19 protein-coding genes and 1 pseudogene are annotated in these 26,681 nt (G+C 73.3%); 13 read left to right on the forward strand and 7 right to left on the reverse strand.

Annotated elements, in window-relative coordinates; translation table 11 throughout:
• Positions 1-5 precede the first annotated feature (5 nt).
• The 10 genes from AB5J49_RS26825 to AB5J49_RS26870 are packed head-to-tail and all read left to right on the forward strand — an operon-like array spanning position 6 to position 9,908.
• Positions 6-836, forward strand: coding sequence for a 2,3,4,5-tetrahydropyridine-2,6-dicarboxylate N-succinyltransferase (locus tag AB5J49_RS26825; RefSeq protein ID WP_369171298.1), 831 nt, complete (start codon positions 6-8; stop codon positions 834-836).
• Between the two features lie 3 nt (positions 837-839).
• Positions 840-2,042, forward strand: coding sequence for an aminotransferase class I/II-fold pyridoxal phosphate-dependent enzyme (locus tag AB5J49_RS26830; RefSeq protein WP_369171299.1), 1,203 nt, complete (start codon positions 840-842; stop codon positions 2,040-2,042).
• On the forward strand, positions 2,039-3,280 hold the full coding sequence (locus AB5J49_RS26835) for an acetyl-CoA carboxylase biotin carboxylase subunit family protein (RefSeq protein WP_369171300.1): 1,242 nt from the start codon (positions 2,039-2,041) through the stop codon (positions 3,278-3,280). Before AB5J49_RS26830 ends, AB5J49_RS26835 begins: the two co-directional genes overlap by 4 nt.
• A gap of 2 nt (positions 3,281-3,282) precedes the next feature.
• A complete protein-coding gene (locus AB5J49_RS26840) occupies positions 3,283-4,488 on the forward strand; it encodes an acetyl-CoA carboxylase biotin carboxylase subunit family protein (RefSeq protein ID WP_369175272.1) in 1,206 nt (401 codons plus the stop codon).
• Complete coding sequence (locus tag AB5J49_RS26845; protein WP_369171301.1) at positions 4,485-5,027, forward strand: cupin domain-containing protein; 543 nt, start codon at positions 4,485-4,487, stop codon at positions 5,025-5,027. The genes AB5J49_RS26840 and AB5J49_RS26845 overlap by 4 nt, the downstream gene beginning before the upstream one ends.
• Before the next feature lie 22 nt (positions 5,028-5,049).
• Positions 5,050-6,384 carry an MFS transporter gene (locus AB5J49_RS26850; protein WP_369171302.1) on the forward strand — a complete coding sequence of 445 codons (1,335 nt, stop codon included), beginning with the start codon at positions 5,050-5,052 and terminating at the stop codon, positions 6,382-6,384.
• Between the two features lie 3 nt (positions 6,385-6,387).
• Positions 6,388-7,599: an ATP-grasp domain-containing protein gene (locus tag AB5J49_RS26855; RefSeq protein ID WP_369171303.1), complete on the forward strand. Its 1,212-nt coding sequence runs from the start codon at positions 6,388-6,390 to the stop codon at positions 7,597-7,599.
• Complete coding sequence (locus AB5J49_RS26860; protein WP_369171304.1) at positions 7,583-9,163, forward strand: DUF885 family protein; 1,581 nt, start codon at positions 7,583-7,585, stop codon at positions 9,161-9,163. The genes AB5J49_RS26855 and AB5J49_RS26860 overlap by 17 nt, the downstream gene beginning before the upstream one ends.
• A 32-nt stretch (positions 9,164-9,195) precedes the next feature.
• Positions 9,196-9,687, forward strand: a complete 492-nt coding sequence (locus tag AB5J49_RS26865) for a DUF2975 domain-containing protein (RefSeq protein ID WP_369171305.1) — start codon at positions 9,196-9,198, stop codon at positions 9,685-9,687.
• Positions 9,687-9,908 (forward strand): helix-turn-helix transcriptional regulator, encoded by a 222-nt coding sequence (locus tag AB5J49_RS26870; protein WP_048579793.1) that lies wholly within the window; start codon positions 9,687-9,689, stop codon positions 9,906-9,908. The genes AB5J49_RS26865 and AB5J49_RS26870 overlap by 1 nt, the downstream gene beginning before the upstream one ends.
• A gap of 38 nt (positions 9,909-9,946) precedes the next feature.
• Here the strand turns inward: AB5J49_RS26870 and AB5J49_RS26875 are convergent, their stop codons facing one another.
• Positions 9,947-11,761, reverse strand: coding sequence for an RICIN domain-containing protein (locus AB5J49_RS26875; protein WP_369171306.1), 1,815 nt, complete (start codon positions 11,759-11,761; stop codon positions 9,947-9,949).
• A 373-nt stretch (positions 11,762-12,134) separates the two neighbouring features.
• On the opposite strand from AB5J49_RS26875, the gene AB5J49_RS26880 reads away from it, so the two are divergent.
• Positions 12,135-13,595 carry a Tat pathway signal sequence domain protein gene (locus AB5J49_RS26880; protein WP_369171307.1) on the forward strand — a complete coding sequence of 487 codons (1,461 nt, stop codon included), beginning with the start codon at positions 12,135-12,137 and terminating at the stop codon, positions 13,593-13,595.
• 44 nt (positions 13,596-13,639) lie between these two features.
• Here AB5J49_RS26880 and AB5J49_RS26885 read toward each other — a convergent pair whose 3' ends face one another.
• The 5 genes from AB5J49_RS26885 to AB5J49_RS26905 all read right to left on the reverse strand — a co-directional run bounded on the left by AB5J49_RS26885 (position 13,640) and on the right by AB5J49_RS26905 (position 20,340).
• On the reverse strand, positions 13,640-14,467 hold the full coding sequence (locus tag AB5J49_RS26885) for a carbohydrate ABC transporter permease (protein ID WP_369171308.1): 828 nt from the start codon (positions 14,465-14,467) through the stop codon (positions 13,640-13,642).
• Positions 14,464-15,432 (reverse strand): carbohydrate ABC transporter permease, encoded by a 969-nt coding sequence (locus AB5J49_RS26890; RefSeq protein WP_369171309.1) that lies wholly within the window; start codon positions 15,430-15,432, stop codon positions 14,464-14,466. The genes AB5J49_RS26885 and AB5J49_RS26890 overlap by 4 nt, the downstream gene beginning before the upstream one ends.
• Positions 15,432-16,667, reverse strand: coding sequence for a sugar ABC transporter substrate-binding protein (locus AB5J49_RS26895; protein ID WP_369171311.1), 1,236 nt, complete (start codon positions 16,665-16,667; stop codon positions 15,432-15,434). Before AB5J49_RS26895 ends, AB5J49_RS26890 begins: the two co-directional genes overlap by 1 nt.
• Before the next feature lie 98 nt (positions 16,668-16,765).
• Entirely contained in the window at positions 16,766-17,965 is a 1,200-nt protein-coding gene (locus AB5J49_RS26900) for a substrate-binding domain-containing protein (RefSeq protein ID WP_369171312.1), read from the reverse strand.
• A 2-nt stretch (positions 17,966-17,967) separates the two neighbouring features.
• Positions 17,968-20,340: a SpoIIE family protein phosphatase gene (locus tag AB5J49_RS26905; protein ID WP_369171314.1), complete on the reverse strand. Its 2,373-nt coding sequence runs from the start codon at positions 20,338-20,340 to the stop codon at positions 17,968-17,970.
• Between the two features lie 188 nt (positions 20,341-20,528).
• Between AB5J49_RS26905 and AB5J49_RS26910 the strand changes: the two genes are divergently transcribed.
• Positions 20,529-20,930, forward strand: coding sequence for a DUF3052 domain-containing protein (locus AB5J49_RS26910; protein ID WP_369171315.1), 402 nt, complete (start codon positions 20,529-20,531; stop codon positions 20,928-20,930).
• A gap of 436 nt (positions 20,931-21,366) precedes the next feature.
• Positions 21,367-24,932: pseudogene (locus AB5J49_RS26915) on the forward strand (BTAD domain-containing putative transcriptional regulator).
• Here AB5J49_RS26915 and AB5J49_RS26920 read toward each other — a convergent pair.
• A complete protein-coding gene (locus tag AB5J49_RS26920; RefSeq protein ID WP_369171316.1) occupies positions 24,933-26,654 on the reverse strand; it encodes a bifunctional 3'-5' exonuclease/DNA polymerase in 1,722 nt (573 codons plus the stop codon).
• Between the last annotated feature and the right edge of the window lie 27 nt (positions 26,655-26,681).

Here is a 26,681-nt window from a genome sequence, read left to right on the forward strand (position 1 = left end):
TCCCCATGTACTCCCGATCGCTGATCGAGGACGCCTTCGAGCGCCGGGGCGAGCTGACCGAGAGCGAACTCGCCCGGCTCGCCCCGCACATCGAGGCCGGCCTCGACGCACTCGACCGCGGTGAACTGCGCGCCGCGAACCCGCCGGGCCGGGCAGACGGCTCCTGGGCCGCCGACCCCTTCGTCAAGAAGCTGATCCTGCTCTCCTTCCCCCTGGGGCACAACGCCGTCGCCGACGCGGGGGCGGGCCGGCCCAAGAGCTACGACAAGATCCCGCTGAAGTTCGAGCACTGGCAGGAACCGGACTTCGAGAAGGCCCGGATCCGGGTCGTGCCGGGCGCGGTCGTCCGGCGCGGCGCCCATATCGCCCCGGGCGCCGTCCTCATGCCGTCCTTCGTGAACATCGGCGCGTATGTCGGCGCCGGCACGATGATCGACACCTGGGCCACCGTCGGCTCCTGCGCCCAGGTGGGGGAGCGCTGCCACATCTCCGGCGGGGCCGGACTCGGCGGCGTCCTCGAACCGATCGGCGACAGCCCCGTCGTCATCGAGGACGACGTCTTCGTCGGCGCGCGCAGCGAGATCGCGGAGGGCGTGCGGGTGCGGCGCGGTGCCGTCATCGGCATGGGCGTCTACCTCGGCGCCTCCACCCCGGTCGTGGACCGCGCGACCGGCGAGGTGACCCGCGGCGAGGTCCCGGAGAACGCCGTCGTCCTCCCCGGCTCCCGCACCGACCCGCGCCGCCCGGAACTGTCGACGTACGCCGCGGTCATCGTGAAGTACGCCGACGAGCGGACCCGGGGCAAGACGGCCCTGAACGACCTGGTGCGGGACTGACCCATGGGCCACGTCGCCAGCGCCTTCGCCCGGCTGCGCGCGCTCCAGCACGGCATCACCACCCCGCCCGGACTCGCCCCTGTCCAGCTCCACCTCGGCGAGTCCCGGCTGGGTGCGGGCGGCGTCGACACCGCGCTCCTCGCCGACACCGACGGCTGGACCCGCTACCCGCGCCTGGGCGGCACACCCGAGCTGCGCACGGCGTACACCGGCTGGCTGCGCCGCCGGTTCGGCGTGCGGGAGCTCCTCGACCGCGGCACCGTCGCGGTCGAGCCCACGCCGGGCACCAAGCAGGCCCTGGCCGTGGCCGTCGCCCGTGCCGTGGAGCGCGTACGGCGGGCGGGCGGCGAGGCCGCGGTGGTCATGCCGAACCCGTTCTACCCGACCTACCACGCGGCCACGGTGCCCGCCGGGGCACGCCCGGTGTTCTACGACCCCCGCGGCCGGGGCGCCCCGGTCGAGGACGCCGTCGCGACGGCGGGCGCCCCCGTCGCCGCGGTCATCGTCTGCGACCCCGGCAACCCGCGCGGCGAGATCCTCGGCGAGGAGTTCCTGCGCGCCGCCACCCGCGGTGCCGCCGCCGCGGACGCCCTGCTCGTCGTCGACGAGTGCTACACGGACCTGTCGCTCTCCCGCCCGTCGGCCGGATACCTCTCCCTGGTGGAGCGGGCCGCGCCGGCGCCCGGGCGCTTCCTCGTGCTGCACAGCCTGTCCAAGCGGTCCGGCGCACCGGGACTGCGCAGCGGCTTCGCGGCCGGAGACGCCGAAACCGTGGCCGACTACGCCCGGTACAACCGGGTGTGCGGCGTCTCGACCCCGCTGCCGGTGTGCGCCGCCGCCGCGCGGCTGTGGGACGACGACGCTCACGTGGAGCGGGCCCGCCGGGAGCTCGCCGCCAACTGGGCCCTCGCCGACACGATCCTGGCCGCCGTACCCGGATACCGCCGGGCCGACGCCGGGTTCTTCCTCTGGCTGCCGGTCGCCGACGACGAGGACGCGGCCCGGCACCTGTGGCGCGACCAGGCGCTGTCCGTCATGCCCGGCCGCTACCTGGCGGCTGACGGGCCCGACGGCGTCAACCCGGGCGCCGGCCACCTCCGCGTCGCGCTCGTCCACGACAAGCCGCTGATGCGCGAGGCGCTGGTCCGCCTCCGCGAGGGCCTGACCCGAACCGACCTTCTTCTCTGCGAGGACGTCTGCGCATGACGCGACCCGACGACAAGCCGCTGCTGCTGGTGATCACCAGCGGCCTCGAGCGGTACCGCGCGTACCTGCTGTGCTCGATCGCCACCCGCTACCGCGTGCACCTCATCGACGCGGCCGAGCCCACCTGGGAGCTGCCGCACCTGTCCGGCCACACGGTCGTCCCCGACACCGGGGCCCGGTCCGTGCTGGAGGCGGCCCGGCGCATCGCCGCCGAGCAGCCGGTGTCCGGGGTCATGAGCTGGCATGAGGAGCACATCGTGCAGGCGGCCCTGGTCGCCGAGGAACTCGGCCTGCCGGGCACCCCGGCCGACGCGGTCCGGCGCTGCCGGGACAAGTACGCCACCCGCACGGCGCTCGCCGAAGCGAACCTCCCCCAGCCGGAGTTCGCCCTGGTCGGCAGTGTCGACGAGGCGCTCGCCGCGGCGGACAAGCTCGGCTGGCCGGTGGTGCTCAAGCCGCGCGCCGCCGGCGGCAGCCAGGGCGTCGTCCTGGTCCACGACGCGGCCGAACTGGCCGACCAGTTCGACGCCACGCGCGACGTCCACGTCCCGCACAACCCCGACTTCGCCGAGCTGGTCCTGGTCGAGGAGTACCTCGACGCACCGGAGGTCAGCGTTGACTCCGTCGTGCACGAGGGCCGCCTCACGCCCGTCTTCGTGGGCCGCAAGGAGGTCGGCTTCCCGCCCTGGTTCGAGGAGACCGGCCACCGCGTCAGCGCCGCCGACCCGCTGCTCACCGACCCGGACCTGGTGCGCGTGCTCACCGACATCCACCGCGTCCTCGGCGTCACGGACGGCTGGACCCACACCGAGCTCCGGCTGACCCCCGAGGGCCCGAAGCTGATCGAGGTCAACGGGCGGCTCGGCGGCGACCTCATCCCCTACCTCGGCATGCGCGCCTGTGGCATCGACCCCGGCCTGGCCGCGGCCGACGTGGCCTGCGGCGCGGTTCCGGACACCGGGGCGACCAGGGAGGCGTACGCCGGAATTCGCTTCTTCTACCCGCCGGCCGACGACACGACGGTCGGCTCGGTGGACTTCGACCGCGGCGACGTGCCCGCCGCCCTCGACCGGCTGGAGACGCTGGTGGGCCCGGGAGACGTGGTCTCGCCGCCCCGCAAGGGCCTCATCGACGGCCGCATCGCCCTCGCCACGGCCGTGGCGGCCACCGCCGAGGACTGCGGCGCCGCCCTCGACCACGCCCAGCGGGCGCTCCGGCTGACCGTAGAGGGCTCGTGAGCATGCACATCCTCGTCATGCACCGCGTGCCCGACTCGTTCGTGCGCTACGCCGAGAACATCGACCACGACACGCACCAGGTCACCTATGTCAGCACCCCCGACCGGCTCGCCACCCTCCCCGCCGACGTCCGGGCCCGCCGCATCGAACGCCCGGGCAGCGGTGACACGGCGGCCGAGGTCCTCGCGGCCGTCTCCGGCCTGAGCCGGCCCGACCTGGTCGTCGCGCTGTCCGAGTACGACCTGCTGCCCGCGGCTCAGGTCCGCGAGGCCCTGGACGTCCCCGGCCCGCGCGTGGCCGACGTGCTGCCCACCCGGGACAAGGTCGTCATGAAGGCCGCCGTCGCGGCGGCGGGACTGAGGACACCGCGCTACGCCCCGCTGGCGCAGGCGCTCGCGTCGGACGTCGACTGGAGCGGCCGCAGTGTCCTCAAGCCGCTGGCGGGCGCCTCCAGCGAGGGCATCACGACGTACCCGACGCCGCAGGCCGCCCTCGCCGCCGTGCGCGAGGGCTCGGTGCGCGTGGACGTCGACGACTTCGAGATCGAGGAGTTCGTCGAGGGACCCATCCTGCACATCGACGGGGCGGTGGCCGCGGGCCGCCCGCTCGCCGTCCGGGCGAGCCGGTACATCGGCACCTGCCTGGGCTACGCGGAGGGCGCGCCTCTCGGCTCGGTGCAGATCGACACCCCGCCCGCGACCGTCGACTTCACCCTCGCCTGCCTGCGCGCGGTCGGCATCACCGACGGCCCCTTCCACCTGGAGGCGATCGAGACCCCCGAGGGCCCGGTGTTCCTGGAGGTGGGCGCGCGCGTCGGTGGCGCGGACGTGGCCGACACCTTCGAGCTGGCCACCGGCGTCCACCTGGCGTCCGCCCAACTTCGGCTCCTGGCCGGCGAACCGGTCGACGCGCCCGCCGCCCCGGACGCAGGACCCGACGAGCGGTACGGCTGGTTCGTCGTACCCGGGCACACGCTGGGCTCCGCCTACTGCCGGATCGAGGGCGAGAAGCCCTTCCGCGACGACCCCGTGGTCCGCCGCTGGGTGCAGCGAGCCCCGCACGAACCCGTCAAGACCGCCGTCACCTACGCGGACGCCGACATCCCCCTCGCCGGCGTCGTCGGCCCCGCCCCCACAGCCGTACTGGAACGGTTCCTCACCGACCTCTTCGCGTCGGTGACGGTGGAACCCGGAGAGGACCCCCGATGACCCTTCAGCCCCGCCTCGTCGTGGCCGCGCGCACGGCCGACGGCACCTCCGTGGTCGCCGCCGACGAACCCGTCCCGGCCACCTCTGTCGGCGCCTGGCCCGGTTCGCGGTTCTACCTGGCCTGGGGTACGGAGGACGGCGGCGCCCGCGTCGGCAACGGCCTGCCCGAGCCGAAGACCCTGCCCTTCTTCCCGGGCAACGGCGGCACACGACTGCTGTTCGCCCGCTACGAGCCCGAGGCATCCGCGCCCGAACCGGCCGGCGATCCGGACGAGCTCGCCGCCGAGGTCGAGGAGCGCCTCCCCGGCCTGCTGGACGTCTTCGAGCCCGGCGACTCCGGCATGCACACGACCGACACGCTCGACTACGGCATCTGCCTGGAGGGCGAGCTCCACCTCGAACTCGACGACGGCAAGGAGGTCCTGATCACCCCGGGCACCTGCGTCGTCCAACTCGGCACCCGCCACACCTGGCACAACCGGGGCACCACCGCGGCCCTGATGTGCTTCGTCGGCATCGGCGCCGAACGCGACCGCTGACCGCCGACCGCAGGAGACACCCATGGACCCGAAGGCCGCACTCCGGTCGTGGCTGCCCGCCGGCGGCAGCGCCCGCAGGCTCGTCGCGGCGTCGCTCGTCGACTCCCTCGGCACCGGACTCTTCCTCGCCGGCTCGGCCCTGTTCTTCACCCGGGTCCTCGGTCTGTCCGCCGTCCAGGTCGGCGTGGGCCTGTCCCTGACCGGGCTGGCCGGCTTCCTGGGCCTGGTCCCGGTGGGCCGGCTCGCCGACCGGATCGGCGGCAAGCGAGCCATCGTCGCCCTCTACCTGTGGCGCGGCGCCTGCTTCTGCGTCTATCCCTTCGCCCGCGACCCCGAGGTCTTCTACGTGGTGGCCTTCCTCATCGGGATCGCGGAGTGGGGCGGCGGACCGATCATCCAGGGCATCGTCGGCACCGTCGAGACCGACGCGACCCGGGTACGGACCATGGCGGTGATCGCCTCCGTTCGCAACGTCGGCTTCAGCGCGGGCGCGGTGCTCGCCTCCCTGGTCCTCGCGACGGAGAGCGGCACGGCGTTCTCCGCCCTGGTGCTCGCCGACGCCGCGACCTTCTTCGCCGCCGCGGCCGTGCTGTCCCGCCTGCCGGCCACGGCCAACGCCCGCTCCGTGCGCGCCCGGGACAGCAGGCCGGCGGCCCGGGTGCGGGACCCCCGCTTCCTGGCCCTGGCCTTCCTGAACGGAGTGCTGTTCCTGCACTCGGTGCTGCTCGGCGCCGCGCTTCCGCTCTGGATCGCGACCAGGACCGAGGCGCCCCCCTGGGTGCTCGGCGGACTGGTCGTCCTCAACACCGCTCTGGTCGTCCTGCTCCAGGTGCGCCTGAGCGGCGGCGCCGACGACCTGCGCGCCGCCGCACGGCGTCAGCGGTGGTCGGGCTGGTGCCTGGCGGCGTGCTGTCTGCTGACGGCCCTGACCGCGAGCGTCGGCCCCTGGACGGCGGGGGCGCTGGTCGCCGCCGCCACCGTGACGCTGACGCTGGGCGAGATCTGGCAGTCGGTCGGCGCCTGGCGCCTGTCGTACGCGCTCTCCCCGCCGGAAGGGCGCACCTATTACCTGTCGGTCTACGAACTCGGCACCAGCGCCGCCTCGGCCGCCGGCCCGGCGCTGATCACCTGGGCGGTGACCGAGAACGGGCAGCGGGGCTGGGCGGCCCTGGCGGCGGGCTTCGCCGCCACGGGTGCGGCGGTGGCGGTGATCGCGGGGTCGGCGGAGCGCCGCTCACGTGCGCAGGCGCAGGCGCCTCTGCACCAGCCGCCCCCTCCGCACGAGCCGCACAGGTCCCACGAGCCTGACAAGTCCTACGAGCCACACGTGCCACACGAGTCATCACACGAGAGGTGATCCATGCAGAGGTTGCTGCTGGTCGGAGTGGGCCTGACCGGACGGCCCTATCTCGCTGCGGCCCGGCGGCTCGGCGTCCAGATCCACGCGGTGGAGACCGCGGAACGGGCCTCGGCGCTCGCCGGGGAGGCCGACGAGGTCACGGTGTGCCGGGGCGGCTCGGACGAGCTGTGGTACGAGGCGGCGAGCCAGGCGGTGCGCCTCGCCCGCCCCGACGGGGTGGTCGCCTTCAGCGAGCCCCATGCGCTGGCCGCCGCGCTCGTCCAGAACGAACTCGGCCTGCCGGGACCGTCCTTGCGGGCCGCCGTGCTCTCCCGCAACAAGGCGCTCCAGCGGGGCCGCTTCGCCGCCGCCGGCATCGGCCAGCCCGAGTTCCTGGTGACCGAGCGGCTCGGTGACGCCCGTGCCTGGGCCGCCGAACGCCTGCCCGTGGTCGTCAAGCCGCTGTCCTCCGCCGGCAGCCAAGGTGTCGAACTGGTCGCCGACGGCGCCGCGTTCGAGGACGCCGTCGCCCGCCGGGACGACGAGGGCCGGCTCCTGGTGGAGCGGGCTGCGGCCGGTCCCGAATACAGCTGGGAGGCGCTGGTCCGCGAGGGCAAGGTGTGGTTCGCCAACCTGACCGCGAAGGAGACCACCGGCCCGCCGTACTTCGTGGAGACGGCACACCGGGTCGCCACCGAGGTGGACGCCGGCACCCGGGCGACGGTCTGCGAACTCGGCACCGCGGTCCTCGGCGCCCTCGGCATGGACACCGGCATCGTCCATCTGGAGTTCCGGCTCACCTCCAGAGGACCGGCGGTCATGGAGGTCGCGGTGCGCACGCCGGGCGACCGCCTGATGGACCTGCTGGGCCTCGCGTACGGAATCGACTGGTACGAGATGGTCGTACGCCTGGCACTGGGCAGGGAACTCCCCCCGCCCCCCGCCGCCCCCCGGCGCCGCACGGCGAGCTACCTCCCCTCGGCCCGCCCGGGAACGGTCACCGCGATCCGAGGCCTGGACGAGGTCCTGGCCCACCCATGCGTCGTGGAGGCGGAACTGACGGTGGCCCCGGGCGACACGGTCGCCCAGGCCCGCTCCTCCGGCGAACGGGTGGGACACGTGGTGCTCTCGGCACCGGACCAGGGGTCGCTGGAGGGCGCCCTGGACGACGTACGCACCACGCTCCGGGTGGCAACGCGCTTGGGAGGGCCGCCCCATGACAGGACTGCGTGACGAACGGGTCCGCGCGGCGGTGGAGCTCGACTTCGCCCGTGCGCGCGAGTACGCCGGGCTCCACGAGTACGACGGACGGATCCAGGACCTGTCACCGACGGGGGTCTCGGCGGCGCTCGCCCGGCTCGGGACCGGCCCGCTCCCCTCCGACGCGTTCGACGCCGAGGTGCTGACGATCCACGAGGACGGCCTGCGCGCCCGCTTCGCCGAGGCGGAGCTGCACCGCCGAGATCCGCTGCTGCACGTGGCGGTCATGGACCTCGCCTGTTACGACCGCGAGTACGCGCCGACGGAGGAGCGCCGCCGCGCGCGGGCAAGCCATCTGGCGGCCTGGCCGGACGCGGTGGACCAGGCCGTGGCGGCCCTGGACCAGGTGTCGGCCCCCGCCGCGGCCGCAGCGCTGCCCGCCGTCCGCGGCCTGGCACAGGTCGTCACGGACGACGCCGCCGCCCTGGCCGCCGTACGCCGCTTCGTCGCCCACGTGGAGACGGCGGCCCGGGACGGCGACCCGTCGGCGGCGCTGGGACCGGCCATGTTCCTGCGGCTGCTGGGCGCGGGCGAGGGCATGACGTACGACGTGGGCGCGCTGACGGCCCTCGCGGACCGGGAACGGTCCCGCCTGTGGGACCTGTTGGAGGAGGCGGTGGACCGCCTGGCTCCCGGCGAACGGGTCCACCGGGTGGTACCGGCCCTGATGAGGGATCACCCGGTCACGGCGGAAGGGGTGTTCGCGCAGGCGGAGGCCCTGGTGGACGAGGTCACAGCCTTCGCCGTCACCCGGAACCTGATAGCGGCCCCCGGCGGTGAGTGTCTGGTGGGCCCGGCCCCGGCCTCCCGCGCCTACGCGCAGGCGATGATGTCCTGGTCCGCGCCGTACGAGGCGGACGCCCCCAGCTGGTACTACGTCGTCCCCCCGGACCCCGCGTGGCCGGAGCGGGAGGCCGAGGAGTGGCTGTCGGTCTTCAGCCGCACGTCACTCCCCGCCATCACGGTCCACGAGGTGACCCCCGGGCACTACGCCCACGGCCGCGCCCTGCGCGCCCTGCGCAGCGACGTACGACGATCCCTCGAATCCCCCGCGTTCGTCGAGGGCTGGGCCCACTATGCGGAGGAGCTGTTCGCGGAGGAGGGCTTCCGCGCCGCCGACCCCCGCTACGTCATCGGCATGACCCTGGAGGCCCTGCTCCGGGTCACGAGACTGGCCTGCTCGATCGGCCTGCACACGGGCGCGATGACGGTGAAGGAGGCGACGGCACGTTTCGAGGCGGACGCGTTCCTGCGGGGGAAGGCGGCGGAGGCGGAGGCCCTGAGGGGCGCGGTGGAACCGACGTACGGCCGCTACACGCTGGGCAAGACGGAAATCCTGAGGACTCGGGCCGTGGCCCGTCGGACCTGGGGCGACACGTACACGCACCGGCGCTTCCACGACTCACTACTGGCCTTGGGCATGCCACCGATCGGCTTGCTCGGAAGGGCGGTTTCGCACAGTACCGGGACCGCCGCCACCCCCGGGCACAGCCCGTCCTCCGCCTCAGCCCTTGCTCCACCTATCGAAAGTCGATAGATTCCCATCGCAACTCGATGGAGGGGTGGGTCATGGGAAAGCTGACGGTCGCCGCGCTGCGCGCCGTGCTCGTGGTGGTGCTCGCCGGCACCGTGTTCGTACAGGCAGGGATGGTGTGGGCGTTGGTCGGCGGGAACGACCCGGAGGACGGGTCGCTCCCGCTGACCCCGCTGCGCGTGGTCACGATCCTGGGCATGGTGGCGGCCCAGGTCGCCCTGGTCTGCGTATGGCGGCTGGTGACGATGGTGCGACGCGGAACCGTGTTCTCCCACGCCGCCTTCCGGTACGTCGACGGCGTGATCGGCGCGATCGTGGCGGCTGCCCTCGTGTGGTTCGCGGTCACGGCCCTCAATGCGCCGGGCCAACGGGACGACCCGGGCGTCACCGTCATCATGGGCGGGGTCGGCGTGGCCATCCTGGGGGTCGCGCTCATCGTGCTCGTGCTGCGGATGCTGCTCGCCCAGGCCGTCCAGCGCGACGTCGAAGCGTCGCAGATGCAGGCCGAGTTGGACGAGGTGATCTGATGCCGATCGCCGTCGACATCGACGTGATGCTCGCCAGGCGGAAGATGTCCGTGGGCGAGCTCGCGGACCGCGTGGGGATCACGCCCGCCAACCTGGCGGTACTCAAGAACGGCCGCGCCAAGGCGGTGCGCTTCGCGACGCTCGCCGCGCTCTGCGAGGTGCTCGAGTGCCAGCCGGGCGACCTGCTGCGCTGGGAGACCGAGGACGCCGCGGGCGGATGACGCGCCCCGGGGCGGGCGTGAAACACCACGGGTTTCCTTCAGCTGGTCAGCTTCCACTGCTGTTCCGGCGCGGTCCATTCGGTGATGCACGTCGACTGGATGGCCCGCGCGCCGTTGGCGGTGCTGCCGCCGCCTTCGATCGACAGGCACCTGGCGCTCTTGCCGTTCTTGAGCCGGCCGCCCGTGGCACGGGACCATCGCTGCTCGGGGGCGTCCCATTCGGTGACGCAGGTGGACTGGACGGCCTGGGCGCCGTTGGCGGTGCTGCCGCCGCCTTCGATGGACAGGCACTTACCGGTCTTGACGTTCTTGAGGGTGTCGGACGAGGGGCCGGACCAGTACCACCGCTGCTCGTCACCCCCGTTGCAGGCCCACTGGACGGCGCGGGTGCCGTTGGCCGCGCTGCCCCCGTTGTCGAGGGACAGACACTTCCCGCTCTTCGTGTTGATGAGCCGGTACGTGGGCCCGCTCCCCGCCGACTCGGAGGCCGAGGCGCTCGGGGCTGCCTCCGTCCCGTCGGGGGAGGCGGAGGCGGCAGGGGACTTGGCCGCAGGCACCTGGCTCTGTGCGGGGTCTGCCGCGGACTTGCCTTGGCCTCCTGCAGCCTTGCCCTCCTTGCCCCCCTTGTCGTCCTTGCCGCCGGGCTTGCTCGCGAGAGCGCTGCTGGGCTGCTGCGACGGGGTGTTGTCGTCCGCCTGGGACGATGCGCCGCCGGCCGCGGCGGCGACCGTGCCCTTGCCGCCGTTGTCGTCGGAGTCGGCGCCGATCGTCAGGTAGGTGACGCCGCCAACGATGAGGAGCACGGCGGCCGCGGCCGCGGCGATCGTCAGTGAGCGGCTGCGGCGCGACCGAGGAGCCGAGGAGGATCGCCCGTCGGCGTCCGCTGCCGTGGACTGCGCCGTGGGTTGCCCCGTGAGTTGCCCCTGGGGTTGGGCCGGGAACGGCGCGGCATCTCGGTTCAGGGCGGGCGGCGGGCCGAACATCCCCGCCGGCGCGGGAGGACGGAGGACCGGGCGGCCGAGGCGCATCGTGCCTGCCGGGTCGGGCCGCACGGCACCGGAGGCGTCGGGGGACACCGGCAGGGGCTGGTCCGTGGCAATCGCGGTGAGGAGCCGTGCCGCCTGCGCCGCGTCCGGACGGGACGTGGGGTCCTTGGCCAGCAGCGCGCGCAGGACGGGGGTGAGCGGGCCGGCCTGGCGGGGCTCGGGCAGCGGTTCGGTGACGATCGCGGTGATGGTCGACCAGGTGGAGGTGCGGCGGAAGGGAGTACCGCCCTCGACGGCGGCGTAGAGGGTGGCGCCCAGTGACCAGACGTCCGACGGGGGGCCCGGCTGCTCTCCGCGGGCCCGTTCGGGCGCGAGGTAGTCGAGGGAGCCGACGAGTTCACCGCTGCGCGTGAGGTTGGTGTCGGCGTCGTCGGGATCGTCGATGGCCGCGATGCCGAAGTCGGTCAGCACCACCCGCCCACCGTGTTCGAGCAGGATGTTGGCGGGCTTCACATCGCGGTGGAGTACGCCTGCCCGGTGGGCGGCGGCCAGGGCCTCCAGGACCTTGGCGCCGATCTCGGCCGCGTGCCGGGGGTCGAGGGCGCCTTGCCGACGCACCACGTCGTCCAGTGAAGCGCCCTCGATCAGCTCCATGACGATGACGGGGTGGCCCTCGTGATCGGTGACGTCGTGCACGGCCACCACTCCGGGGTGCTGTATCCGGGCCGCCGCGCGGGCCTCTCGCTGCATACGCAGGCGCAGCCCGGCCAGTCTGTCTCCGTCGTGCTCGTCGGCGAAGTCACGGAGTTCCTTCACCGCGACCTGACGGCCGAGGGTTTCGTCGACGGCCCGCCATACGGTGCCCATGCCACCGCGTCCCAGCCGATCCACTGTGCGGTAGCGGCCCGCGATCAGCCTGCCGGCACCGTTCGCACGACTCTCCCCCGTCACTGCCACTGCCCGCCTCGAGGTTGGTTTCCCTTGTGCGAATGGCAGCCTAACGGGCCGTCCGAGACCGGTGAGTTGACGGGGCCCCGTGCCTCCATACCGCGGTTCCGTGAACCGGCGACGAGCCATCCGGCCCCGGGCGCCGGTCCCGACCTGGGGTTTTGGTGCCCCGGTCAGGCGCTCGTCGACTGCTCACCAACTGCTGTACATCTCAAGGATGTTGACCTGGTCCATACGTGCCTTCAGAATGAGCGCGCATTCGTGAGAGCGCTCTCAAGACCGAGGGAGACCGATGGCCGGCATGGGTGACACGAGCGGCATGACCAGCATGACCGGCAAGCAGGGCCCGGCGCTGACCCGTCGCACGCTCATGGGTACCGGTCTCGGCCTCGGCCTCGGTGCCGCGGGCTTCACTGCGGCCGGTGCCGGTGCTGCTCGGGCCGCCTCAGGTGACGCCTCCGCCGACACCGCCGCATCCGCATCCGCATCCGCATCCGCCGCCCAGCGCCGCGCCCAAGCCTTCCTCGCCGCCGCCATGGATGCCTACCCGGAGCACGGCAGTGTCCGGCTCGCGCAGAGCTACAGCGACCAGGCCGGGCTGTTCAGCACGGCCTTCACCTACGACAACGCCCTCGCGGTCCTCGCCCTCCTCGCCACCCGCACCGCCGACGGACGCGCCCGGGCCGTCGCGCTCGGGGACGCGCTGGTGTACGCGCAAGGGCACGACCCGGCCCATGGCGACGGCCGGCTGCGGCAGGCCTACAACGTGGGGCCGTACACCTTCTACGACGGTTCGCGGCAGCCGGACGGCTTCGTGCGGGCGGACGGGACCGTCAACGTCGGGACGCAGTTCGGGTTCACGGGGACGGCCGTGGGCGACATGGCCTGGGCCGGGATCGCGCTCAGTGCGCTCGCACGGCGGACCGGGGAGCGGAGGTTCCTCGACGGGGCTGTGCGGATCGGGGAGTGGATCGAGCGCAACGGACGTACCGAGGAACCGCTCGGGGGGTACAAGTTCGGGGTCAACGGGGCCAACGAGAAACTTCCCTTCACCTCCACCGAGCACAACACCGATCTCGTCTCTCTCTTCGGGCGGCTCGCCCGGCTCACGGGAGACGCGGTCTGGCTGGAGCGGCGTGCTCGCGCCCGGGACTTCGTCGGGAAGATGTGGGACGCGGACGGTGGCTTCTTCTACACCGGGACCAATGACGGGGTGACGATCAACACCTCGCCCGTCCCCGAGGACACCCAGACCTGGACCCACCTCGCCCTCGACTCCCGTTTCCACGCCCGGTCGTTGGACTGGGCCGCGCGTGAGCTGGCCGTTCTCGACCATGCCGAGCGGCGCAACAGTACGGTGCCGGCGGGGCAGTCGTACGAAGGTGTCACCTTCAGCTCGGCCGGCCTCCTCGCGAACGAGGACGCGCCGATCGCCGACTCCCAGCCCAGGCCGGACCGCAACGGTGTGTGGTTCGAGGGGACCGCTCATCTCGCGCTCGCCCTGAGGGAGCGGCACGGGCGGGGTGACGAGACGCAGGCCCGGCGGCTGATCGACTCCATCGAGCGGGCCCAGGATCTGCTCGGGGGCGGGCAGACCGTCGGTGGGCAGGCGCTGCCGGAGCGGGCAGGGGTCGTGGCGGCCAGCAGTCCGCTCGACACCGGGTTCGGGTTCGGCTACTACCCGTATCGGCATACGGGGGCGACCGCCTGGTACCTGATGGCGGCGGCGCGCTCCAATCCGCTCGGGGTCTGAAACGGGCCTCTCCGGGCTGCTCGGCCCGGCACACCGCCGGTGGCTCAGCCCCGCACACTCCCCGCGGTCAGCCCGCCGACGATGAAGCGCTGGAACAGGGCGAACACGCAGACCACAGGGACGCTGATGAGGGTGGCGGTCGCCATCAGGGCTCCCCACGCCGTGCCGTGCTGACCGACGAAGGCGTTCAGCAGGACGGTGACGGGCTGGACGTCGGGACCCTCGGCCAGCGTCAGGCCGAACAGGAACTCGCCCCAGCCGATCAGGAAGCACAGCCCGGCCGTGGCGACCAGGCTCGGCGCCGTGAGGGGCAGGACGACCCGCAGCAGTACGCCGGGCAGCCCGCAGCCGTCGACCAGCGCGGCCTCCTCCAGCTCCGGCGGGAAGGACCGCAGCACGGGGCGCAGCACGATCACCGCGAAGGGGAGAGTCAGGGTGGTGTCGGCGGCGATCAGGCCGAGGTAGGTGTCGTCGAGACCGGCCCGGCGTTCGAGGATGAACAGCGGTGCCGCCAGCACGATGGCGGGCGGGAGTTGGGCGACCAGCAGGGCGAGCACCATCGCGCCCGAGCCGCGCATGCGGACGCGGGCGAGCGCGTAGGCGAGCGGGACGCCGAGCAGGAGCGTGAGGGCCACGACTCCGCTGGAGATCACCACGCTGTTGAGCAGGGCTCGGGTCAGGCCTTCGTAGTCCAGCGCCGCCCGGTAGTTCTCGCCGGTGAGCGGGGCGGGCAGCCACTGCGGGGCCGGGGTGAGGATCCGGTCCGGGCGGGTGAGGCTGGTCTTGGCCATCCAGTACACCGGCAGCAGGAAGGCCGCGGTGATCAGCGCGGCGAACGCCGTGAGCAGCCAGGGGCGTTGGGAATGTTTCACGTGGAACCACCCACCGCGTCCTCCCGGCGCAGCCGTCGTACGTAGAACACACCCGTGAGCAGCGGTACGACGAGCAGCAGCAGGCCGGCGGCGGCGCCCTCGCCGAACCGGAAGAACCGGAAGAAGACCTCGTAGACGTAGAGCGAGAGCACGCGGGTGGCGTCGACCGGGCCGCCGCCCGTCATCACGAAGACGACGTCGAAGACCTTGAAGGTGTAGATGAGGCCGAGCAGGAGGACGGTCACGGAGACCGGGCGCATCAGGGGCAGGGTGATGCGGCACAAGCGCTGCCAGGCGTTCGCGCCGTCGATCGCGGCGGCCTCGTGCAGCTCCGGATCGATGGTGTGCAGGCCGACCAGGAGCAGCAGCATGTTGAAGGGCACGCCGACCCAGACGTTGGCGAAGATCACCCCGGCCAGGGAGGTGGAGGGGTCGGTGAGCCAGTCGTGGGAGAGGCTGTCCGGGCCGAGCGCCCGCACCAGGGCGTTGTAGGCGCCGGACTCCGCGTCCAGCAGCCAGCGGAAGAGGGTGCCGCTGACCACGGGAGGCAGCAGCCAGGCCACCAGGAGCAGGGACCGCAGGAGGCCGTTCAGGGGGAAGGGGCGGGCGAAGAGCAGGGCCAGGGCGAAGCCGAGCACGAACTGACAGGCCAGGGAGCCCAGGGTGAACACCAGCGACAGGCGTACGGAGTGCCAGAACGCCGGGTCGTCGAGCACCGCCCGGTAGTTGTCGAGGCCGTTGAAGCGTTCGGCCCCGCCGAGCAGACCGCTCAGCCGCACGTCGTGGACGGACGTCCAGACGTTGTAGAAGAGCGGGTAGGCCAGGAACAGGGCGAGGAAGGCCAGCCCCGGGAGGCAGAAGAGGTAGCCGGTACGGCCGCGGCGCGCGGAGGGGGAGAGGCGGGTCGGCGGGCGGCGCTCCCTTGCGCGGTGGACCTCCAGCGCGAGGCCCTGGCGCCCTCGCATCACCCGCCCAGCGCCTTGTCGATCTTGCCGGCCGCCGTCTTCGCCGCCGCGGAAGGGGACGCGGAGCCGGTCAGTACCGCCTGTTCCGCCTCCGCGACGGCCTGGGAGGCGTCGGCGTAGTGCGCGCCGTACTGGCGCGGGCGGGCCACGGGCAGCTGGCTGAGGAAGAGCCGCAGGGTCGGGTCGGACGCCCAAGTGCCCCGGTCCGCGAGGTCCTTGCGGGCGGGCAGGTTGCCGAAGGAGACGAGGTACGGCGTCAGGACCGACGGACGCTGGGTGTACTCCAGCACCTCCCACGCCTTGTCCAGATGGTCGCTGCTCGCCATCACCACCCAGTTCTCCCCGCCCAGACAGGTGGCCGCCTCCTTGTCCCGGGGCAGGGCGACGACGGCCCAGTCGAAGTCGGCCTCCTTCAGCGTGGGGATCTGCCAGGGGCCGTTGATCTGCATGGCGGCGCGCTGGTTGAGGAACCGGGTGTTGACGTCCTGCTGGGTCCAGCCCACGCAACTCTCGGACAGGGAGCGCTTGGCGATCAGGTCGTCGAGGAACGACAGGGCGGTGGCACCGTCCGTGGCGAAGGTGTCCAGGTCGCCGCCCGCCTGCCACAGGAACGGCAGGAACTGGAAGACGCCCTCCTCCGTCCTGATCGCGCTCAGCGCCAGCCCGAACCGGTCCCCGCTGGTCAGCCGCTCGGCCGCGGAGGCCAGCTCGTCCCAGGTGGTGGGCGGTTGCACGCCGGCGTCCTGGAGCATCCGGGTGTTGTAGTAGAGGGCCAGGCAGTTGCTCTGGTTGGGGATGCCCAGGGTCCTGCCGTCGACCTGGCACCCGTCCCAGGGGCCCTTGTAGTACTGGGAGGCCTGGCCCCACTGCTCGACCCGGTCGGTGAGGTCGGCGAGCAGATCGCTGCCGCCGAGCGTGTTCATGGAGACGTTGTCGACGATCGCGATGTCGGGCAGGTCGCCGGAGATCGCGCCCAGGGTGATCTGCCGTTCGAGCTCGGCGAACGGGAACGTCCGCCGCTCGATCCGCACATCGGGCACCCCGGCCTCGATGTCCTTGATCAGGCGGGTCATGCCCTCCTGGAAGTTGTCCAGCGTGAAGTAGTCCCACCAGGTGAGGGTGGTCGTGCTCGGCTCGTCGGAGCCGCAGGAGGCCAGGGCCCCGCCGAGGCCGAGGGCAGCGGCTCCCACGCCGGCGGTACGCAGGAAGCCGCGGCGGTCGAGCGGGTACGGCATGCTCCCCTCCCGGGGGTTGTGATCGGAGGACGTGGATTCAGCGAGCGGGTGGATTCAGCGGGCGCGGTGGAGTCAGCGGGCATGGCGGAACCGGCGTATCAGAAATTCACGTCGAAATCGGGGAATTCCGGCTCGGGTTCCGAACCGAGTACCGGAAGGCACCGCCCCGTGCTGGAGCGCAGGGTGATCAGGGGCTTCAGCAGGACGTGCCGGGCTGTCGAACCGGGTGAGCGCAGGCGTTCCACCATCAGCTCGACTGCGACCCGGCTCATCTCCTTGGCGGGGATCTCGGCGGCGGTGAGCTGCGGTGTCACCCGCTCGGCCCAGGGGCTCGCCGCCACGCCGACGACCGAGAAGTCGCGCGGCACGCTGCGGCCGTGGCGGGTCAGGCCGCGGTAGACGCCCTCCAGGGCCGCCTCGTTCATGGTGACCAGCGAGGTGGTGGCCGGCTCGTCCGCCAGGATCCGTGCCACGACCTCCTCGCCCGAGGCGAGGTCGTCGCCGCAGAGGTAGGCGTGCGGCTCGTGGCCCAGGTCCGTCATCGCGGTGACGTAGCCCTCGTGGCCGAGCCGGGCGAACCCGTAACCGCTGTTGTAGAGCTGCTCCGACCGGTTGACGAAGGCGATCTGGCGATGCCCCAGGTCGGCGAGGTGCCGTACGCAGCCGATCGCCAGCCCGGCGAAGTCCAGATCGACCCAGCCCGCCTCGTCGGCGCGGTGGTTGCGGCCGATGGCCACGAACGGGAAGCCCGCCGCGGCCAGATGCTCGACCCGGTCGTCCTCGCGGCGGATCTCCATCACGATCACGCCGTCCACACGGGGCCGGCCGTCGCCGCGCCACCCGCCGTCCGCGCGTCGTTCGCCGGTCCCGCGCCACTCGCCGTCCGTACCCGGCTGTCCGTCCGTCCCCGGCTGCCCGTCTGCGCCCGGCTGTGCGTCTGCGCCCTGTCCGTCCGCGCCTGGCTGTCTGCCCGAGCCCGGCTGTCCGTTCCCGCCCGGCTGTCCGTCCTGCTGCCGCTCCCTGCTCACCGGCCCCTCCCTGTCCGCCGGCCTCTGCACGTCCACCGGCCGCTCCCCGACCATCCGCCGGAACGAGGCGTCGGCGCTCGTGCCGGCCGGGGAGAGCAGCACGTCGTAGCCGTACGGCGTCGCGGCCTCGGCGACGCCGCCGATGAACGCGAGCTGCATGGTGGTGTAGAGCCGGCCCCTCCCGGCCGGGGGGTAGAGCAGCCCGAGCGTGTGCGTGGCGTCCCCGCCCTCGGCCGGCGGTGCCGTCGCCTCGCCCGTACGGTCGGTCATGGTCAGCCGACGGGGAGGGGCTGTTCGGCCCAGATCGTCTTGCCGGTGGGGGTCTGGCGGGTGCCCCAGCCCTGAGTGAGCTGGGCGACCATGTGCAGCCCGCGGCCGCCCTCGTCGTAGGTGCGGGCCCGGCGCAGATGGGGGGCCGTGCTGCTGGCGTCGGACACCTCGCAGATCAGGGTGCGGTCCCGGATCAGGCGCAGCCCGATCGGTACGTCGCCGTAGCGGATGGCGTTGGTGACCAGCTCGCTCACCACCAGCTCGGTGACGAACGCCGCCTCCTGAAGGCCCCAGGCGGCGAGCTGCCGGGAGGCCTGCGCGCGGGCGTCGGCCACGATCGCGGGGTCGGACGGCAGGGCCCAGGCGGCGACCTGGTCGGCGTGCAGGGCGCGGGTGCGGGCGAGCAGAAGGGCCACGTCGTCGGAGGGGCTCTCGGGGAGCATGGCCTTGAGGATGGCGTCGCAGGTGATCTCCAGCGACGGCACGGGGGAGGACAGGGCCGCGCAGAGCCGTTCCAGGCCGACGCCGACGTCGCGCTCACGGGCGATCAGGCCGTCGGTGTAGAAGGCGAGCAGGCTGCCCTCGGGCAGCTCCAGCTCGGTCGCCTCGAAGGGCAGCCCGCCGACGCCGAGCAGCGGACCGGGCGTCAGGTGGACGATGCTGACCGACCCGTCGGGCAGCAGCAGGGCGGGCGGGACGTGACCGGCGCTGGCGAGGGTGCAGATCCGGGAGACCGGGTCGTAGACGCCGTACAGGCAGGTCGCGCCGATCCCACCGGTGTACGGCAGGTCGCGGACGGTGCTGTCGTCGTCCGAGGTGAGGTGGGTGACCAGGTCGTCGAGGTGGGTGAGCAGCTCGTCCGGGGGCAGGTCCACGTCGGCGAGGGTGCGTACGGCGGTGCGCAGCCGGCCCATGGTGGCCGAGGCGTGGATGCCGTGCCCGACGACATCGCCGACCACCAGCGCGACGCGGGTGCCCGACAGCGGGACGACGTCGAACCAGTCGCCGCCCACGCCGGCGCCCGTGCCGGCCGGCAGATAGCGGTACGCCACCTCGACGGCCGCCTGTTTCGGCAGGTCACGGGGGAGCAGGCTGCGCTGGAGGGTGAGCGCGTTGGTGCGCTCGCGGGTGTAGCGGCGGGCGTTGTCCACGCCGACGGCCGCCCGGCCCGCGAGTTCCTCGGCGAGGATCAGGTCGTCCTGCTGGAAGGGCGGGGAGTCCTTGCTGCGGACGAAGACCGCGACCCCGAGGGGGATGCCGCGGGCCCGCAGCGGGGTGGCGATGACCGAGTGGAAGCCGTGTTCCCGGACGATGGCGGCCCGCGCCTCGTGGTCGGTGACCCACCGTTGGAAGTCGGGGTCGTCCTTGCCGCTGAGGACCGGTCGCCCGCTGGTCAGGGAGCGGGCGGGCGGCGAGAACGGGGGATAGGTGTCGATCCCGCCGAGTTCGATGGCGGCCTCCGGCACGCCCCCGCCCTCGGCGGCCGACTGGTGGGCGACCCGGCGCAGCACCACGGCGGCGTCGACCGGCCCCGGCACCGGCTCCTCCCCGCGGATCACCGAGTCGAGCAGGTCCACGCTGGCGAAGTCGGCGAGCCGTGGGACGGCCAGATCGGCGAGCTCCTGGGCGGTGCGGCTGACGTTCAGCGTGGTGCCGATGCGGGTGCCCGCCTCGTTCAGCAGGGCCAGCCGCTGCCGGGCGGCGTACTGCTCGCTGCTGTCGAAGGCGGCGGTGCCGACCCCGGCCACCTCGCCGGACTCGGGGTCCCGCACGGGCCACAGCTCGACGATCCAGGAGCGCTGCCGGGCGGCCGCGGCCGGCGCCGGGGCGAACCCCTCGTACCGCATCGGCATGGCCTCCTCGGCGACCCGCCGGACACACCTGAGGAACCCTTCGTCGGAGCGTGCCTCGCCGAGCGGGTCGGCCTCCGCGCCTGCGTTCAGCCGCCACGATCCCGACGCGGCGCTGTAGGTGGACAGGGCGATCGAGGACTGGGCGAAGGCCCACTCCACCATCCGCCGGTCGCGCTGTGACCCAGTTGTTCCGGTGGTGGCGGTGACGACGAACGCCTGGGTCGCGCCGTCGCCGTCCAGGGAGGGCTCGGCGTGCAGGGTCAGTTCGACGCGGTGGCCGTCGCGGTGCCTCAGCGCCGCCGTGCCGCTCCACTCCTGGGAGCCGACGGGGGAGAAACCGGTCGCCCCCCGGTCCACGAGGAGGTCGGCCGCGGCCCGGCCCACGACCTCGGAGGCGCGGTACCCCAGCAGCCGCCGGGCGCCCTCGCTCCACCCCGTGAGGATGCCCTCGATGCCGAGGGTGGCTGTCGCGGCATCTGGTGACCACCCGTAGTGACCGTGGCTCTGATCAAAAGTGGTCATTATGGCTCAATTCGCGGCGGTGATGTTACTCACGGTTCCAGCGTGCGCGTTGCGCGAGAATCGGACAAGTCGGATTCCCATGCATGAATCTCGGCCTGGAGGGCCGGTGCGGAGACGGCGGCGAGGCGCCGGGAAGGTGCTGGCAAGACCCCGGGAAGACGGCGCGGAGACGGGTGGAGGAGTTCGCGATGGGTTATTCCGGTACGCCGCTCGCCAGGAAGATCGGCATCAGGCCGGGCCACCGGGTGCGGCTCCGCCACGCGCCCGCACGCTGGGACATTCCCGGGCTGCCGGAGGGCTGCGACGTGGCCGAGGGGAGCCCGCGGGGTGCGGACGTCGCCGTCGCGTTCTATCGGTCGTACGGCGATCTCGTCGCCGAAGGCCCGGGACTGGTCGGCGACCTCGCCGACGACGCCATGCTCTGGATCGCCTGGCCCCGCCGGGCGGCCGGCCACGTCAGTGACATCACCGAGAACGCGCTGCGGGACCTCTTCCTCCCGCTCGGCGTGGTCGACGTGAAGGTCGCGGCGCTGGGAGAGGACTGGTCGGGCCTGAAGTTCGTACGGCGCAGGGAGAACCGCCGCGCATGACCCGCCGAGGGGAGAGGGGGAGGAGTGAAGGGACGCGGGTCCCGGTCGCTCACCTCCGGCGACCGGGACCCGCATGCGTCCCCGGATCCGGCCGCGGCGGCGACACTCCCCCGAGTTACGCGTTGTACGCGCGCACCGTCGGGCCAGATCCGATGAAGTGATCACATCAGGTCGCACCAACGGATCGCTAACATATGGCCAACGGCGCTCCGTTTCGAGGTCGTTCGGTTGGCGCGAAGTCGACGGACGATAACGGGAAACGGCCCGGAGGGGAACGGTTTTCCCGCCGGGGGCGTCGAGAAGGGTGGCGGGAAGCCGTCGTACAAGGGGCGGATCTCCGCCAGACGCGGCGTTTTCCATGCCGTGTGGATGTCGTCGTGGGAGCGCGAGTGCGGGTGCGAGTGCGGGCCCGCCGAGCGGGAAGGCAGTGGGCGGCGTGAAGCGGTGCGGGCTGCGGTTCGGACTGCTGGGGCCGCCGGTTGTGTACGAGGTCGAGAGCGGTTCCTGCGACGGCCGGGGCTCTGACGTCCAGGGCCCTGACGTCCAGGACCCCGACGTCGCGGGCTCCGCTGTCCGGGACTCCGCTGTCCGGACCGTCCGCAGCCCCAAGCTGCGTGCCCTGCTCGCCGCGCTGCTGCTCGAAGGCGGCCGGGTCGTCTCCGTGGAATCGCTGACGGACGTGCTGTGGGGCGGGACGCCGCCCGCGTCCGCGCGTGCCTCGCTGCACAACCATGTGGCCCGGCTGCGGCGGCTGCTCGACGACCCCGAACGGCTGCGGGCGGTGCCGCCCGGCTATGTGCTGCGCGTCGACGAGGGCGAGCTGGACGTCGACGTCTTCGTGAGCCGCGTCGCCGCGGCCCGCGCCGCGCATGTCGCGCGGGAGTGGGAGCGCACCGTGCGCGAGTGCACGGCGGCGCTCGCGCTGTGGCGGGGCACGCCCCTGTCCGGCCTGCCCGCCGAGGTGGGCGGCTACGCGCTGGTACAGCGCCTGAACGAGGCGCGGCTGCTGCTCCTGGAGTGGCGCTACGACGCCGAGCTGACCGTTGCCGGCCCACGACTCGACGCCCTCGTACCCGAACTGGCCGCACTCGCCGCCGAGCACCCCCTACGGGAGTCCTTCCACCGCCACCTGATGCTCGCCCTGCACGGCACGGGCCGACGCGCCGAGGCCCTGGCCGTCCACCGCGATCTGCGTACGCGCCTGGTCGAGGAGCTTGGTGTGGAGCCGGGGGCGGGGGTGCGCGAGGCGCATATGGAGGTGTTGCGGGGGGCGGGGGATGTCGGTGGTGCGGGGCGAGCTGCGGGGCCCGGGGCGGGGGAGGGGGCTGGTCGTGGGGTGCGACAGGCCGCGGTGGGCTCGGCCGACCTTGAGCCGCAAAGGCCCAGGCAGGGCTCAGTCGGCCGTGACGATGACGCCCTCCGCCCCGCCGCCACCTCCCCCACCGCCGACGCCGTCACCTCCCCCGCAGGCGACGCGCTCCCCAACACCGCGCCCCCTGAAGCTACGCGTGATGACGACGCCCTCCGGCGCCCCACGCCCGCCGACGGCTTCCGCGAGGCTGACGCGTCGGCCGTTCCGGGCCTACGTGAGCCGGACGCCCTGGCCGCTGCGCTCGTCCGGGAATCGGAGGCGCCCGCAGCCCCAGCCCCCCACCAAGCGCAGGACGCACCACCCACCCACCGCAGCAGCCCGCACCCTCATCATCACCCCGCCCCGCCCAACTCCCCCCACCCCCCGCCTACTTCACCGGCCGTACCGCCGTACTCGCCGACCTGCGCCGCACCCTCGCCCTCGCTCCCACGCGTCAACCCACCGTCGCGGTAGCCGTGATCAGCGGCATGGCCGGCGTAGGCAAGAGCGCGCTGGCGCTGCAGGCCGCGCACGGGCTGGCGAACCGTTTCCCCGACGGTCAGCTCTACGTCAACCTGCACGGCGCCACCCCCGGCATGCCCCCGCTCACCCCCGGCCAGGCGCTCGCCGCACTGCTCCGTGACCTCGGCGCCGACCCCCGCTCCATCCCCGAACACCCGGACGCCGCCACCGCCTTGCTCCGCTCGCTGCTCGCCCCGACCCGCACGCTCATGGTCCTGGACGACGCCGCGAACGCCGCCCAGGTACGCCCGCTGCTCCCGGCCGGCCCCGGCTGCGCCGTGATCATCACCAGCCGCTCCCCGCTGACGGCCTTGGACGGCGCCCGCCGCTTCCCGCTCACGCCCCTGACGGCGGAGGACAGCGCGGCCCTGCTGTGGGCGGCATCGGGGCGCGACGCGCGCGACGGGCAGGGTGGCCCCGGCGCAAAGCACCGGCTCGCCGAAGGCGACCGCCCCAGCGGCCCAGCCCTCCGTGCCGATCACGACGGCCTCGACGCCACCCACCCCCTCATCGAGCTCACCGGCCGCCTCCCCCTCGCCCTCCGCGTCGTCGCCGCCCGCCTGGCCGCCCGCCGTGCCCTCACACTCGACGTGCTCGCCGGTCAACTGGCCGCCGCCGAGAGCCGGTTGCACCACCTGGAGTACGACGACCTCAGCGTCCGCCGCTCCCTCGCCGTCGCTCACGACGCCCTCGCCGCCTCCGACCACGAGGCCGACCGGGACGCGGCCCTCGCCCTGCGCCGCATCGGCGCCGTCGACCTGCCCGCGTACGGCGTACCCCTGCTGGCCCGCCTGACCGGCACCGACGAGCGCCGGGCCGAGGCCGCCCTCGACCGACTCGTCGACGTGGCCCTCCTGGAGGAGATCGCGTACGGCCGCTACGCCCCGCACGACCTGGTGCGCGACTTCGCCCGTGAGCTCGCGGGAACGGACGGTGAGACGGACACCGCGGAAACCGCCCTGCGCTGGTACGCCGCCGTCGCCGAACGCACCCTCACCGCCATCGTCGAACCCGGCCTCGACCAGGAGGACCGCTGCAGGCCGACGTCCGCACAGCCGCCAGAGCACACGGCCCATGTGCTCGGCGCCGCCCCCTTCGAGAGTTCCGAAGCGGCCTTCGCCTGGGGCGACCTGGAGCTGGAGAACGTCGTCGTGCTGGTCGAGCGGTATACGAACGCCGCCGGCGACGGCACCGCCGCCCACATCTGCGCCCAGATCTCCACCCTCATCCGTCTCCTCTTCCCCTGCGTCCAACGCGCGGGCCGCGTCGCCGAGATGGAGGTGCTCGGCCGGGCCGCCCTGCGCGTGGCGCGACGGCTCGGAGACGAGGCCGCCGAGGCGTACGCGCTGGGCGACCTCGCCGGCCTGCACTTCCTGACCGGCCGCAACAACGAGGCCCTCACCCTCAACGACCGGTCCCTGGCGATCTGGCGGCGCCTCGACGTGGCCTCCCGGATCTGGCGCTGCCTCAACAACCGGGGCCTGCTGCTCGAGAACCTCGGCCGGTACTCCGAGTCCGGGCAGGCGCTGCACCAGAGCCTGGAGTACTCACGGCAGTTGGACGACCCTTACGGCGAGGCCGTGACGTACCAGCACCTCGGCAACCTGTACGAGCACACCGACCCCCGGGCCGCCATCGAGCAGCACCGGCGCTCGCTCGCGATCGGTGACCGGATCGGCAACGTCGTCGTGCGGCACTCCGCCCACTGCAACATCGGTTACGCCCACGTCACCCTCGGCGAACCGGCCGCCGCCGTACCCCACTTCGACGAGAGCCTGCGCATCCTTGGCGGCCACAGCGACTGGCACGGCGAGTCACAGACCCGCCTCGGACTGGTCCGCGCCCTGCGCCTCCTCGGCCGCGCCGAACGCGCCGAACGCGAGTGCGCCGAGCTGCTCCACCGCGCCGACGCCCGCGCCGACCGCTACACGGCCGGCCTCGCCCGCCACCAGCGCGGCCTCCTGCTGCGCGAGCGCGGACGTATCCAGGAGGCGTACGACGCTTGGCGCACGGCCCTTGAGGCACTGGACGGCACGGACGAGAAGACGGTCCTGGCGGAACTCAGTGAGCTGCTCGCCGACGAGGAGCCCGCCGACACCAATCCCGCCGCCGACACGGAACGACGCTGATCACTTGGCGTCCGCATAGCACTCCACCACCGCCGTGGTGAACGGAAACCGCACCGGCGTCTCCCCGAACGTCAGCCGCCCCGCCAGCTCCGCCGCCTCCCGGATCGCCGTCACGACGGCCTCGGTCTCCTCCTCGGGACAGTGCACGATCACCTCGTCGTGCTGGAAGAAGACCAGTTCCGCCGCCATGCCCGCGCAGGCCTGCCGCAGCGCGGCGAGCAGCAGCAGGGCCCAGTCGGCGGCACTGCCCTGTACGACGAAGTTGCGGGCGAAGCGGCCCCGGGCGCGGGCGTTGGAGGAGGCGTAGCCCGGCACCCACTCCTGCGGCCCGGAGCCCCCGGCCGACTCGTCCTCCGTGTCCCGCGTGTCCGGCGTGTCCGGGGCCGGGATCCCCGCCTCCTCGCCCGCATCGTCCGTCGCCCCGGCCGCCGGGGGACACGTCCGCCCCAGCCACGTCCGCACGAGCCGCCCCTCCTCACCGGCACGGGCGGCGTCGTCGACGTATGCCACCGCCTTGGGGAAGCGGCGTCTGAGCGCGGCGAGGTTCTTCAGGCCGTCGCCGGAGGTCTGGCCGTAGACGGCACCCAGCACGGCAAGCTTGGCCTGCGCACGGTCGCCGGAGAAGGCGCGGTCGGAGACGGACTGATACAGATCCGTCTCCCGCCCGGCCACCTCCATCAGCCCGGGGTCACGGGAGATCGCCGCCAGCACCCGCGGCTCCATCTGGTCGGCGTCGGCCACCACGAGCCGCCAGCCGGGGTCGGCGACCACGGCCCGCCGGATCACCTTCGGGATCTGCAGCCCGCCCCCGCCGTTGGTCACCCACCGCCCCGTGACCGTCCCGCCCGCGAGGAACTCCGGCCGGAACCGCCCGTCCCGCACCCAGTCCTGCAGCCAGGACCAGCCGTGGGCCACCCAGATCCGGTAGAGCTTCTTGTACTCGACCAGCGGCTTCACGGCCGGATGGTCGAGGGTCTCGATCTCCCAGCGCCGGGTCGATCTGATCTTGATCCCGGCCTGCGCGAAGGCCTTGATCACATCGGCCGGCAGATCGGGCCGCACCCGGCGCCCGAACGTGGCCGACACCTCGTCCGCCAGCTCGGCCAGCCGCCGCGGCTCCCCGCCGCCCGCGTACCGCTCGCCCAGCAGCTCGTGCAGCACCCGGCGGTGCACCTCGGCGCTCCACGGCAGCCCGGACCGGTTCATCTCGGCGGCGACGAGCATCCCCGCCGACTCGGCCGCCGTCAGCAGCCGCATCCGCTCCGGGTGGGCGGTGGCGTCGTGCCGGCGCTGCTGGTCGGCGTACACCTCGACGAGGTCGGCCAGGGGGACGTGCTCGGCCTGCGGCTCGAAGAGCGAGGACTGCGAGCCCGGCTCGGCCGCCCGCTGGGGCGGATCGGGCGGTACGGGACCGCCCCGCAGCCGGGCGAGGGCCGCGGCGGCCGACCTCGGTTCGCCGTACCGCCCCTCGTGGCCGAGCAGGAGGGTCTCGGCGTCCTCGATGTCGTAGCACCGCTCCACTCGCACCCCCGTGGCGAGCAGCCGCGGATAGACCTCGTTGGTGGACCGCCACACCCACCGGGCCACCTCCGGCCGCCCCCGCACGGCCTCACCCAGGTCCGCCTCCCGGCGCACCGGCCCCGCGGGCAGCCCGTCCGGACCGAGGGGGGCGATCTCCACGCCACCGTCCTCGGCCGGAGCGAGTGCCCAGCGGTCGGTCATGCAGCGAGTGTGGCACCCGGGTCTGAC

This window comes from Streptomyces sp. R28 (assembly GCF_041052385.1).
GTDB lineage: Bacteria > Actinomycetota > Actinomycetes > Streptomycetales > Streptomycetaceae > Streptomyces.

Bases quoted from the DNA above. Each gene is read 5' to 3' on its own strand.
- AB5J49_RS26880 (WP_369171307.1), top strand. From the start codon at position 12,135: ATGGCCGGCATGGGTGACACGAGCGGCATGACCAGCATGACCGGCAAG.
- AB5J49_RS26845 (WP_369171301.1), top strand. From the start codon at position 4,485: ATGACCCTTCAGCCCCGCCTCGTCGTGGCCGCGCGCACGGCCGACGGC.
- AB5J49_RS26910 (WP_369171315.1), top strand. From the start codon at position 20,529: ATGGGTTATTCCGGTACGCCGCTCGCCAGGAAGATCGGCATCAGGCCG.
- AB5J49_RS26920 (WP_369171316.1), bottom strand. From the start codon at position 26,654: ATGACCGACCGCTGGGCACTCGCTCCGGCCGAGGACGGTGGCGTGGAG.
- AB5J49_RS26890 (WP_369171309.1), bottom strand. From the start codon at position 15,432: ATGCGAGGGCGCCAGGGCCTCGCGCTGGAGGTCCACCGCGCAAGGGAG.
- AB5J49_RS26835 (WP_369171300.1), top strand. From the start codon at position 2,039: ATGACGCGACCCGACGACAAGCCGCTGCTGCTGGTGATCACCAGCGGC.
- AB5J49_RS26875 (WP_369171306.1), bottom strand. From the start codon at position 11,761: ATGGGCACCGTATGGCGGGCCGTCGACGAAACCCTCGGCCGTCAGGTC.
- AB5J49_RS26865 (WP_369171305.1), top strand. From the start codon at position 9,196: ATGGGAAAGCTGACGGTCGCCGCGCTGCGCGCCGTGCTCGTGGTGGTG.
- AB5J49_RS26895 (WP_369171311.1), bottom strand. From the start codon at position 16,667: ATGCCGTACCCGCTCGACCGCCGCGGCTTCCTGCGTACCGCCGGCGTG.
- AB5J49_RS26830 (WP_369171299.1), top strand. From the start codon at position 840: ATGGGCCACGTCGCCAGCGCCTTCGCCCGGCTGCGCGCGCTCCAGCAC.
- AB5J49_RS26855 (WP_369171303.1), top strand. From the start codon at position 6,388: ATGCAGAGGTTGCTGCTGGTCGGAGTGGGCCTGACCGGACGGCCCTAT.
- AB5J49_RS26905 (WP_369171314.1), bottom strand. From the start codon at position 20,340: ATGACCACTTTTGATCAGAGCCACGGTCACTACGGGTGGTCACCAGAT.
- AB5J49_RS26825 (WP_369171298.1), top strand. From the start codon at position 6: ATGTACTCCCGATCGCTGATCGAGGACGCCTTCGAGCGCCGGGGCGAG.
- AB5J49_RS26900 (WP_369171312.1), bottom strand. From the start codon at position 17,965: ATGACCGACCGTACGGGCGAGGCGACGGCACCGCCGGCCGAGGGCGGG.
- AB5J49_RS26860 (WP_369171304.1), top strand. From the start codon at position 7,583: ATGACAGGACTGCGTGACGAACGGGTCCGCGCGGCGGTGGAGCTCGAC.
- AB5J49_RS26840 (WP_369175272.1), top strand. From the start codon at position 3,283: ATGCACATCCTCGTCATGCACCGCGTGCCCGACTCGTTCGTGCGCTAC.
- AB5J49_RS26850 (WP_369171302.1), top strand. From the start codon at position 5,050: ATGGACCCGAAGGCCGCACTCCGGTCGTGGCTGCCCGCCGGCGGCAGC.
- AB5J49_RS26870 (WP_048579793.1), top strand. From the start codon at position 9,687: ATGCCGATCGCCGTCGACATCGACGTGATGCTCGCCAGGCGGAAGATG.